General features: G+C 74.9%; 7 protein-coding genes. 2 read left to right on the plus strand and 5 right to left on the minus strand.

The genetic code is table 11. The features are described from left to right. Nucleotides 1-171: 171 nt before the first annotated feature. The gene (locus KSNIM_RS31770) at nucleotides 172-762 is read right to left on the minus strand and encodes a DinB family protein (RefSeq protein ID WP_263106586.1); all 591 of its coding nucleotides are present in this window, start codon (nucleotides 760-762) and stop codon (nucleotides 172-174) included. A gap of 498 nt (nucleotides 763-1260) precedes the next feature. On the opposite strand from KSNIM_RS31770, the gene KSNIM_RS31775 reads away from it, so the two are divergent. Beyond that, a complete protein-coding gene (locus tag KSNIM_RS31775) occupies nucleotides 1261-1926 on the plus strand; it encodes a LuxR C-terminal-related transcriptional regulator (protein ID WP_263106587.1) in 666 nt (221 codons plus the stop codon). Further along, nucleotides 1923-2288 (plus strand): VOC family protein, encoded by a 366-nt coding sequence (locus KSNIM_RS31780; RefSeq protein WP_263106588.1) that lies wholly within the window; start codon nucleotides 1923-1925, stop codon nucleotides 2286-2288. The genes KSNIM_RS31775 and KSNIM_RS31780 overlap by 4 nt, the downstream gene beginning before the upstream one ends. A gap of 7 nt (nucleotides 2289-2295) precedes the next feature. Here KSNIM_RS31780 and KSNIM_RS31785 read toward each other — a convergent pair whose 3' ends face one another. From KSNIM_RS31785 to KSNIM_RS31800, 4 genes are all read right to left on the minus strand, one after another. Further along, the gene (locus KSNIM_RS31785; protein ID WP_263106589.1) at nucleotides 2296-3603 is read right to left on the minus strand and encodes an MFS transporter; all 1308 of its coding nucleotides are present in this window, start codon (nucleotides 3601-3603) and stop codon (nucleotides 2296-2298) included. Between the two features lie 67 nt (nucleotides 3604-3670). Then, nucleotides 3671-6970: a non-ribosomal peptide synthetase gene (locus KSNIM_RS31790; protein WP_263106590.1), complete on the minus strand. Its 3300-nt coding sequence runs from the start codon at nucleotides 6968-6970 to the stop codon at nucleotides 3671-3673. Nucleotides 6971-7006: 36 nt separating this feature from the next. Then, a complete protein-coding gene (locus tag KSNIM_RS31795; protein WP_263106592.1) occupies nucleotides 7007-7807 on the minus strand; it encodes a class I SAM-dependent methyltransferase in 801 nt (266 codons plus the stop codon). Continuing rightward, nucleotides 7804-11268, minus strand: a complete 3465-nt coding sequence (locus KSNIM_RS31800; RefSeq protein ID WP_263106593.1) for an amino acid adenylation domain-containing protein — start codon at nucleotides 11266-11268, stop codon at nucleotides 7804-7806. Before KSNIM_RS31800 ends, KSNIM_RS31795 begins: the two co-directional genes overlap by 4 nt. Nucleotides 11269-11334: the final 66 nt, after the last annotated feature.

Here is an 11334-nt window from a genome sequence, read left to right on the forward strand (position 1 = left end):
CGTGTCGGCCTGCTGGCGGGTCGTCGTCCGCTGTGGAGGTCCGCATCGGCCTCGACCCTCGCGACCGGGCCAAGGAGACCGGTGCCCCGGGGACTTCACCGCCGACTTGGTGTGGCCCGGCCCGCAGCGGCTCGGCCGCGACCGGGCCGGCGCCGTCCACCCCACACGCTGTCAGCCGGCGGTCGGGGTCGCGGGTTCCCACGGCCGGACCCAGGGGTCGGGCCATGCCTCGGCTGCGGCGAGCAGCGGGTCGAAGGTCGCGCCGTCGATGCTCTCGCGGATGACGTCCGCGTGACCGCCGTGCCGTGCCGTCTCCTCGATCAAGTGCAGCAGGACCCAGCGGATCGACCATTCCTTGACCTCTGCGGGAATCCACGGAGCCCCCTGCGGCACCGGAACGGCCTGCCCGAGGTCCGGAATTCCGGTGATCACTGCGTCGGTCCGATCGGCCGCCTCGGCATATGCGGCCAGGACCGCGGCCAGGGTCTCGTCCGGGGCGAGCCGGAATTCGTCCGTGTCCGACTCCTCTGTCTTCCGCCGCGTCCCGTGCTGCTGCTGAAGGATGAGGTCGGTCCAGAACTCCTCGCACCGTGTGGCGTGCTTGATGAGACCGCCGATGCTCAACTCGCTGCCGGTGGAGGCCGTGCGGGCCTGCTCCTCGGTCAGGCCGTAGGCGGTGACCCGCAGTGCGCGCCGCTGGTGGGCCAGGTAGGCGGTCAGCGCCGTGCGCTCGTCGGCGACAGGTGGGACGACTCTCGGCATGGCGGGGCCCTCTCACTCTGCAAAGCCTTGCAGCAAGTTTCAGGAGGACTCTAACGTCGACGCCGGCGCACGTACACCTCGCCGATCAACCCGAACCCCGACCTCCGGCGCCGGTTCTGCCGCCCGCGGTGCCGGCGGGCGATGCGGACGAGCCGAAGCCTTGCGCACGCACACGGCGGCAGGTCGTGCGGTGGGAAGTCCTGTTGGCGGCCTCTGCGGTGCTTGCGCACCGGTCGATTCGGCATTCCGCTGAATGTCTGTTAACCGGTTAGCGGTGTTTTGTCGGTGATGGCCGGAAATCATTGACCCAACATTCCTTCGCGATAGTATGTTAATTACCGATACACGCGTGGCACCTGTCGCGGGCGCTTGTCTCCGTCACCACGGATCACACGGGAAACGGTGCCGACCACGAGTTGCGAGGTAGTGATGCCAGGGCCAGCCGTCGCACCCCGGAGCAGCAACCCCGCCGGTGCACCCCCGCAGTCCGTTCGAGTCATGATCGTCGACGAGTCCTCCGTCATCCGGGACGGGCTGTGCACGCTGCTCGCCCCCGCCGCCGACATCGAGGTGGTCGCCGCCACCGACAGCGGCGCCCGCGCCGTCCACCTGGCCGCCGTGCACGGCCCGCACGTCCTGGTCACCGGCCTTCACCTGCGCGGCATGTCCTGCCTGGACCTGCTGCGCCGACTGGACGCCGAACGGCTGCCCGTCCGGCCGCGGCTGGTGGTCTTCGCCCAGCACGACAACGAGGACATGGTGAAGGACGTGCTGCAGGCGCCCACCCACGGCCTGCTGGTCAAGGACACCAGCCGGGAGGAGTTGGCGGGCGCCGTCCGGGCCGCGGCCCGCGGCGAGGCCGTCTTCTCGCCCAGCGTCTCCCACCGCCTGGTGGAGTGGTACCGCACCGCCGGCAGCCGCCGGCTGCGGCCGGCCTCCCGCACCGCGCTGAAGTCGCTGACCATCCGTGAGCGCGAGGTGCTCCGGCTGATCGCCGAGGGTCTCTCCCCGCTGGAGATGGCCGACCGGCTCTGCATCGGCGAGGCGACCGTGCGGACCCACGTCTACCGGCTGCGCACCAAACTGGAGTTGAAGGACCGCGCCCAGCTCGTCGCCTTCGCCTACCAGGCCGGGGTGACCGCCGAGGAGGGGTTCGCGGCATGACCGTCCGCCTCTACCAGGTGGCCGTGGACGCACTCGATCCTGCCGCGCTGGCCCGCTTCTGGGCGGCCGTGCTGGGCCACCGCATCCTGCTGGAGAGCGCCGGCGAGGTGGTCGTCGGCGCGGACGAACACGCCTACCCGGGGCTGGTGTTCGTGCCCGTCGCGGAACGCCGCAAGGGCAAGAACCGGCTGCACCTGGACCTCGTTCCGGACGACCGCGGGGCCGAGGTCGCCCGGCTGCTGGCACTCAGCGCCACCCCGGCCGACGTCGGCCAACCCGTCGACGCCGGCTGGACGGTGCTCGCCGACCCGGAGGGCAACGAGTTCTGCGTGCTCGACCCGAAGCGGTCGCTGCTGGGCTGACTTGTCGTCAGACCGGTTCGCCCGCCGGGACCGGCGTCGCGTCCGCGTCCGCCTCGGCGGCCCCGGGGGAGTCGTCCAGCGCCCGCAGGTTCCGGGCCGAGCGGATCAGGTACAGCACCACCGGGGAGACCAGCATCCAGCCTCCGGCCACCAGCAGCACCCCCGGCACGGAGGTCGCCGCGGCGACCGGCCCGACCAGCGCCTGGCCCACCGGCAGCAGGGCGATGCTGCCCAGCCACTCGTAGGAGGCCACCCGGGACATCACCGGCAGCGGGATGTGCTGCTGCAGCGCGGTGTAGAAGTACACGTTGAACATGGCGACGCCGACCCCGCCGACCAGTGCCGCGCCGGCCACCACCGCCGTCCGCGCGGGCACCGCGAGCGCCACCAGCTGCAGTCCGTACAGCCCGAGCGGGACGAAGGTGGCGCGCAACAGGAAGCGCGGCCGGTACCGGAGCGCGATCACCCCGCCGACCACCGCTCCGAGCCCCGAGCAGGCGGCGATCGCCGCCCAGGCGGAGGCGCCGCCCAGGTCGGACTTGGCCACCGCCGGGCCGAGCACCAGTACCGAGGGCAGCGCCAGCAGGTGGAAGGTCGCCGCCCACAGCACCATCGACCACAGCCAGGTGCGAGAGCGGAACTCCTGCCAGCCCTCGGCCAGTCCGCGCAGCACCGAGGCGGAGGCGGAGGCAGAGTCCCCGGCCGCCCGAACAGCCGTCCGCACCGCCGGGCGGGCGAGCGACAGGGCGACGGCGCTGGCGGCGAAGGTCAGCGCATCGGCGAGCAGTGCCGCCCCGGGGCTGAGGACGGCGATCAGCACGCCCGCGACGGCCGGGCCGACGGTGTAGGCGAGGTTGTCGCTGAGACCGACCAGCCCGTTGGCCTGCTGCAGCCGGTCGGGTTCGACCCACTCGGCGACCAGCCCGGTGGACGTCGGGCGGAAGAACGCCGCCGCCGTCCCCCAGACCAGCTGGAGCAGCACCAGCGAGAGCAGCGTGGCGTGCCCCGTCCAGAGCAGAACGCCCTGGGCGGCCTGCGAGCCGAACCGCACCAGGTCGCAGACGACCATCAGCCGGCGCCGCTCGATCCGGTCCGCGACCACGCCGCCGACCAGCACCAGCAGCACGCCCGGCGCGATGCCGGCGGCGAGCACCAGGCCCAGCGCGCCGGCACCGCGGCCGAGGTCCAGCACGGCGAAGGCGAGGGCGACCGCCACGATGGCGTCGCCGAGGATGGAGAGGCTCTGCCCCGTGTAGTACAGCGCGAAGTTGCGGTTGTGCAGCACCTCGGGGATCCGTGCCCGTCGCCTGCCCATCCTGCTGCCCTCTCGTTCCGGTCGGTGGCGTTCTGGTCGATCGCGGCGGTGCTGGTGCCGGCGCCGGTCAGGCGCCGGGCGCCCGGTCGGTGTCCGCGGACAGCACGGCGTCCAACTGGTCCTCGTCGAGGCCGCCGAGCACCGCCTCGACGACCTTGACGGCCAGTGCTTCCACGGTGGGGGCGTCGAAGAGGTCCCGCAGCGGGAGGTCGACGCCGAAGTCGCGGCGGATCCGGGCGGCGAGCCGGGTGGCCAGCAGCGAGTGGCCGCCGAGGTCGAAGAAGTCGTCGCGGATGCCGACCCGTTCGCGGCCGAGCAGCTCGCCGTAGAGCCCGGCGAGGGTCTGCTCGACCTCGTCGCGCGGTGCCTCGTAGCCGGCCGTGCGGGCGGTCGGGGCCGGGGCCTCGGCGAGCGCCTTGCGGTCCGTCTTGCCGTTCGCGGAGAGCGGCACGGCGGCCAGGGCGACGAACGCGGCGGGCACCATGTAGCCGGGCAGCAGGCGGGCGAGATACGCGCGGACCGCGTCCTCCGCAGACTCACCGGGGCCGCCCGCGGCCGGCACCCAGTACGCCACCAGGCGGGGTTCGCCCGGGGTGTCCTCGCGCAGCAGCACCACGGCCTCGGCGACCGCGGGGTGGCCGGTCAGCACGGCCTCGATCTCGCCGAGTTCGATCCGCAGGCCGCGCAGCTTCACCTGGTGGTCGAGCCGGCCGAGGTGTTCCAGGGCGCCGTCGGGGCGGCGCCGGACGAGGTCGCCGGTGCGGTAGAGGCGGGCCGCCGGATCGGCGGAGAACCGGTCCGGCAGGAACCGCTCCTCGGTGAGGTCGGGGCGGCCCCAGTAGCCGGCCGCGACCTGCAGGCCGCCGAGGTACAGCTCGCCGGGCCGGCCGACCGGGACGGGCCGGCCGTGCGCATCCAGCACGTGCAGTCGGGTATTGGCGACGGGGTGGCCGATCGGCACGCCCGCGGTGTCCTCCGCCGTGCACGTCCAGCGGGTGACGTGCACGGCCGCCTCGGTCGGCCCGTACAGGTTGTCGATCGGGGCGGTGATGCCGGCGGCCCGGCAGCGGCGCACCAGTTCGCCGGGCAGCGTCTCGCCGCTGCACAGGATCTGGCGGACGCCGCGCAGTGCGTCAGGTTCGGCGCCGTCCAGGAAGACCTGGAGCATCGAGGGCACGAAGTGCACCACGGTGATCCGTTCCTGCGCGATCACCTCGGCCAGGTAGCGCGGGTCACGGTGGCCGTCGGGCTCGGCCAGCACCAGCGCGGCGCCCGCGGTGAGCGGCACCAGCAGCTCCCAGAGCGAGACGTCGAAGCCGATCGGGGTCTTCTGCAGCACCCGGTCGCGGCCGTCGACGGCGAAGGCGTCGCGCAGCCAGACGGTGTGGTTGAGCAGCCCGGCATGGGTGTTGACGACGCCCTTGGGCCGCCCGGTCGATCCGGAGGTGTAGAGCACGTACGCCGGGTCGGCGGCGGCACGCGCGATCTGCGGCGCGGTGTCGGGGAATCCGGCGTCCTCGCCGGGCTCGACCAGGGCGGGCAGTGGGCCCTCCAGTCGGCCGGCAAGCTCCGCGGTGCCGATCAGCACGGGCACCTCGGCGTCGGCCAGCACGTACCCCAGCCGGTCGGCCGGGTAGGACGGGTCCAGCGGCACGTAGGCGGCGCCCGCGCGGAGCACCGCGAGCAGAGCGGTCACCAGGGCGGGGGAGCGCTCCAGCAGGACACCGACCCGGTCGCCCGGCCGCACCCCGAGGCCGATCAGCCGGTGCGCCAGGCGGTTGGCCCGTCGGTCGAGTTCGCGGTAGCCGACCTGCTCGTCCCCGCGGACCAGGGCGACGGCGTCCGGGGTCCGGGAGGCCTGCTGCGCGACCAGATCGGCGACGGTGGTGTCGGCGGGCAGGTCCATCGCGGTGGCGTTCCACGCGGCGAGCTGCCGCTCCTCCTCCTCGGTGAGCAGCGGCAGCCGGGAGACCGGCAGCGCCGGGTCGGCGGCCGCACCGGCGAGCAGCCGGCACAGGTGGCCGTGCAGCCGTTCGACGGTGGCGGGTTCGAACAGGTCGCGGTCGTACTCGTACGCGACCCGCAGCCCGCCCTCCGGGCCCGCCTCCACCACGACGCACAGCTCGGCCCGGGCGCCGGAGGTGTCGATCTCGATGGTGCGGGCCCGCAGCGGGCCCGGGGCCGCGCCCGCCGGGTGCGCGTTGAAGGCGAACAGCACCGGGGTGAGCGGGCTGCGGCCCCCGCGACCCGGCGCGAGTTCCTCCACCAGCCGTTCGAACGGGGCCTCCTGGTGCTCGAAGGCGCCGAGCACCCGGTCGCGGGCCTGCCCGAGCAGTTCGGTGAAGGCCGGGTCGGTGGAGAGGTCGGCCTGCAGCAGCACGGTGTTGAGGAAGAACCCGGCTGCGGACTCGAACTCGGGGCGGCTGCGGCCGCTCACCGGCACCCCGACCGGGACCTTCGGGCTGCCCGTCCAGCGGTGCAGCACCGCCTGGAAGCCGGCCAGCGCGGTCATGAACAGGGTGCTGCCCGACGACCTGCCGAGGCCCTCCAGTGCTGCCGTGAGGTCCGCGGGCAGGGTGCGGCGCAGCACCGCGCCGCGGCCCCGGCCGGAGGCGCGCGGACGGTCCACGGGAAGCTCCAGCGGTTGGACGCCGTCCGCGAGTTCGGCCCGCCACCAGGCGAGGTCCTCGGCGACCGCTCCGGACGCCGCCCGCTCCTGCTGCCAGGCCGCGAACTCCCGGTACTGGCCCGCCCGCCCGGCGAACTGCGGTGCGCGGCCCGCCGAACGGGCCCGGTACGCCTGCCAGAGCTCGTCGAGCAGCACGTCCACCGACCAGCCGTCGCTGTTGATGTGGTGCTGGGCGAGGACGACCCGGGCGGCACCGCCGGGCAGCAGCACGGCGGTGACCCGCAGCACCGGGCCGTTCTCCAGGTCGAACGGCAGGTCGGCCTCGGCCCGTGCGGTGGCGGCGAGTTCGCGTTCGGCATCGGCCGCCGGCAGGGCGGTCAGGTCGACGGCCCGCACCGGGACGGCGGCGGGCGGGTCGACCACGGGACGGAAGTCCTCGCCCTCGGCGGTGTAGCGGGTGCGCAGCGCCTCGTGCCGCTCCGCGAGGTCGCCGAGGGCGGCCGCCAGCGCGTCAGTGTCCAACACGCCCGGCCAGTCCACCTGGTGGCAGATGTGGTAGGCCGGGTTTCCGGGCTCCAGCCGGTGCAGGAACCAGAGCCGCCGCTGCCCGGGGGAGAGCGGCGCCGGTGCGCCCGCCGGCCCGGGCCCGCGCGGGGCGTCCGCGGCCTCCAACCGGTCGAGCAGGGCCTGGCGCTGCTGCGGGTCCAGGCCCGCGAGCAGTTCCTCGATGCCGTCCATCGCCGTCTCCTCCTCGGGGCGGGCGGGTGTCGCCGGTCAGCGGGCCGTGGCGACCCAGACGTAGTGCTCGGAGTTGGGGCCGTAGGGCGACTCGTCGTAGCCGCCGTACTCGCGCTCGATCGTGAAGCCGGCCTGCTGCAGGGTCCGCCGGACCTCGTTCGGGTACCGGTAGTAGTTCTTCCGGAAGGTGTGCCGGCGCTCGGTCACCAGACCGTCCTCGTCGAGCAGTTCGCTGACCCGGCGGCGGGTGATGGACTGCTCCTGCAGGTCGTAGGTGTTGTAGTCCCACATGGCGATCCGCTGCCCGGTGCCGGGGTGGCGGATCTCGCCCGCCAGGTAGAGGCGCTCGCTGTACTTGGCCATCTCGTCGAAGCGGAAGTACGGGATGCCGGAGACGAACCGGCCGCCGGGGGTGAGGTGTTCGCGGACGGTGGCGAGCGCCTCGGCCCAGTCCTCGTCGTTCGCGCAGTGGAACAGCGGCTGACCGGCGGCCAGGATCAGCGGGAAGCGCTCGCCGAGGCGGACCGTCCGCAGGTCGCCCTCGACGAAGCGCACCGAGGTCTCGTCCAGGCCCTCGGCGGCCGCGTTGCGGCGGCCCTGCTCCAGCATCGACACCGACAGGTCGACGCCGACGCCGCTGCCGGCGATCCTGACCGCGGGCAGCAGCACCCGGCCGGTGCCGGCGGCGAGTTCGAGCACCGGGCCGCCGAACTCCTTCACCGTGGAGAGGAAGAACGGCAGGTCGAGCTTGTTCAGCCCGGCCCACAGGGTGTCGTACAGGTCGGCCTCGAAGAAGTAGTCGTCGTCGGCGGGCTGGGGCGTCGTCCCGGTGGTCATCGGGTCTCCTCGGTCGTGGCGGTGGCGGCGGTGCCTTCCGCGCTCGTGGCGGCGGTGTTCTCCGTGCTGGTGGCGGCGTGGGCGATCAGGGCCCGGATCTGCTCCTCGGAGAGGGCGGCCATCCGGGCGCGCAGACGGCGGTCGGTCTCCTCCTGTGCGGCGGCCAGTGCGGGGTCGACGGCGCCCGCGGCGAGCCGGGCGACGGTCGGGAAGCGGAACAGCGCGTGCAGCGGCACCTCGACGGCGAACGCGCGGCGCACCCGGCCGAGCAGCCGGGTGGCCAGTAGCGAGTGGCCGCCGAGCGCGAAGAAGTCGTCGTCGGCGCCGACCTCGGGCAGGCCGAACACCTGGGCCCACAGCGCGGCGAGCCTGGCCTCCGTGCCGGGCCGGGGCGCCCGGAACGGCGGGCGCAGTGCGCCAGGGTCGGGCAGCGCAGCCCGGTCGATTTTGCCCGCCGGGGTCAGCGGCAGCGCGTCCAGCACCACGAAGCCGGCCGGCAGCATCGGCTCCGGCAGCCGTTCGGCGAGCCACTCGCGCAGCCCCTCGGGGGCGGTGGTGCCGCGGCCGGGCAGGGTCAGGTAGCCGACCAGGGCGGCCTCGCCGCCGGCGGGGGAGTGCAGCACGACCACGGCCTCGGCGATGCCCTGGTGCTCCACCAGGCGGGCCTCGATCTCGCCGGGCTCGATCCGGTGACCGCGCACCTTGACCTGCCGGTCGGCGCGGCCGAGGAAGTCCAGCCGGCCGTCGGTGCGCCAGCGCACCAGGTCGCCGGTGCGGTAGAGCCGGGCACCGGGCGGGCCCTGCGGGTCCGGGACGAAGCGCTGCCGGGTGAGCGCCTCGGCGCCCAGGTAGCCGCGGGCCAGCCCGGCGCCGCCCAGGTACAGCTCACCGACGGCGCCGCGCGGTACGGGCGTTCCGTCCGAGGCCAGCACCCGGGCCAGCACGTTGTCGATCGGCCGGCCGATGTCCGCCGGGCCCTCGCCGACGCCCTCCGGGGCGACCTCGCCCTCGGTGGCGACCACCGCGTTCTCGGTCGGCCCGTAGTGGTTGACCACGGTGAACGGCAGGCCTGGCCGCGGCCGGCGGCGCAGCAGCTCGCCGCCGGTGAGCAGCGAGCGCAGCGGCAGCCTCGCGCAGCCCTCCTCGGCGAGCACCGCCTCGGCCAGCGGCGTCGGCAGGAAGGCGACGGTGGCCCCGGAGTCGGCCAGCCAGGCGGTCAGCCCGGCCGGGTCGGTGCGGACCGCGGCGTCGACCACCGCGACCGAGGCCCCGGCGGCCAGGTAGGGCCACAACTCCCAGACTGCGGCGTCGAATCCCTGGGCGGCGAGCATGGTGCCGCGGTCCTCCGGGGTGATCCGGTGGCGGCGGTTGTGCCAGTGGCAGAGGTTGAGCAGGGCGCGGTGTTCGACCAGCACGCCCTTGGGCCGTCCGGTGGAACCGGAGGTGTAGATGGCGTACGCGAGGTCGTCCGCGGCGACGGGCCGCCCGCCGGGGCCCGCTGAGGTCTCGGCGGGGTCCTCGGTGTCGGCGGGGGCCTCGGTCTCGGCGGGGTCCTCAGGATCGGCGGGGTCCTCGGCGTCGGCGAGCAGCAGGGCTGCGGCGGAGGCCGGCAGCCGGCCGGCGCAGTGGGCGTCGGTGACGACCAAGGGGGTGCCGCTGTCGGCGAGCATGTGGGCGAGCCGGTCGGCCGGGTACTCCGGGTCCAGCGGCAGGTAGGCGCCGCCGGCCCGGAGGACGGCGAGCAGGGCGCCGACGAGTTCGGGCGAGCGCTCCAGACAGACCCCGACCAGGGTGCCGGGGCCGACCCCGCGGCGGACCAGTCGCCGGGCCAACCGGTCGGCGTGGGCGTCGAGTTCGCCGTAGCCGACGGTGCGGGCGCCGTGCACCACGGCGGGCCGGCCGGGGTCGGCGGCGGCGTGTCGGGCGACCAGCTCGTGCACCAGCGGCGCGGTGGGGTGCGGAACGGGGCTGCTGCCGAGCGCGGCGAGTTCGGCGGTCTCGGCGTCGCCGGGGGCGGTCAGGGCGGAGAGCGGGCTGCCCGGGTCGTCGGCGGCAGCGGTGAGCAGCGCGGTAAGTCCGGCGAGCAGTCGTTCGGCGGTACCGCGGTCGAACAGGTCGGTGCGGTGGTCGAGTTCGAGGCCGAGGGCGCCGTCGGGGAGCTCCCGGGCGAACAGGTCCAGATCGAAGCGGGCCGCGCCCGGGTCGAAGGGGAACTCGCTCGCCTCGGCCGGACCGAGAGCCAGCCGCGGCGGCGGGGTGGAGAGGTAGGACAGGGCGACGGACACCAGCGGCGGGCGGCTGAGGTCGCGGGCCGGTGCCGCCGCCTCGACCAGCCGGTCGAAGGGCACGTCCCGGTGGTCGGCGGCGGCGAGTACCGACTCCCTGGTCCGGCCCAGGAGTTCGGCGAAGGACGGATCGCCGGAGAGGTCGCCGCGCAGCGGCAGCAGGTCGACGAAGAAGCCCGCGAGCCGTTCGAGTTCGGGCCGGTCGCGGCCGGCCATCGCACCGCCGACGGCGATGTCCGTGCTGCCCGTCCAGCGGGCCAGCACCGCCTGCAGGCCGGCGAGGACCGCCATGAAGAGGGTCGCCCCTTCGTCCTTGGCGGCCGTGCGCAGGGCGGCCGTGGCGGCGGCGGGCAGCACGGCGGACACCCGGGCGCCGGTGAAGGCCCGGACGGCGGGGCGCGGCCGGTCGGTGGGCAGTTCCAGCGGGGCGAGGCCGGCGAGCCGTTCCGTCCACCAGTCGAGCGAGGCGCCGTCGCCGGTGGTGCCGCGCTGTGCCTCCCACGAGGCGAAGTCGGCGTACTGGAGCGGGGGTTCGGGCAGCGGCGAGGGCTCGCCGCGGAGCAGCGCCGGGTAGATCGCGGAGAGCTCCTCGCAGAGCACCGCGAGGGTCCAGTGGTCGGCGACCAGGTGGTGCACGGTGAGGGCGAGGACGTGGTCCTCCTCGGCCAGCCGCAGCAGACCGGCCCGCAGCAGTGGCCCGGCCCCCAGGTCGAAGGGGACGGCGCAGTCGTCGGTGAGCAGGCTGCGGGCGGAGTCCAGGGTCTCCTGCTCGTCGCGGCCGGGGGTGAGTTCCGCGACCGGCAGGGCGAGCCGGGTGGCGGGCCGCGGGCACTGGACGGGCGTGCCGTCGGCGGTGGTGCGGAAAGCGGTGCGCAGCGACTCGTGCCGCCCGAGCAGCGTGTCGAGGGAGCGGCGGAGCACGGCGGTGTCCAGCGGACCGCGCAGCCGGAACGCGGTCGACACGTTGTAGGCGGCGGTACCCGGGTACAGCTGCTCGACGAGCCAGAGCCGGCGCTGGGCGGCGGAGAGCGGCGCGGGTGCGTCCCGGTCCGGCCGGGGCGTGATCCGGTCCTCGGCCGCAGGACCGCCGGCCGCCCCGCGCAGCCGCCGGGCGAGCAGCGAGCGGACGCCGGCCGTGCGGGCGTCGGGCGGGGCTTCGGCTGGGTCGTGGACCATCGGGCAACACCTCTTCGGCTGGGGCGGGCCCTTCGGGCCGGGGGGGGGGCGCGGGGTGCAGTGGCC

Origin of the sequence: Kitasatospora sp. DSM 101779, assembly GCF_025655475.1 — a bacterium.
GTDB lineage: Bacteria > Actinomycetota > Actinomycetes > Streptomycetales > Streptomycetaceae > Kitasatospora.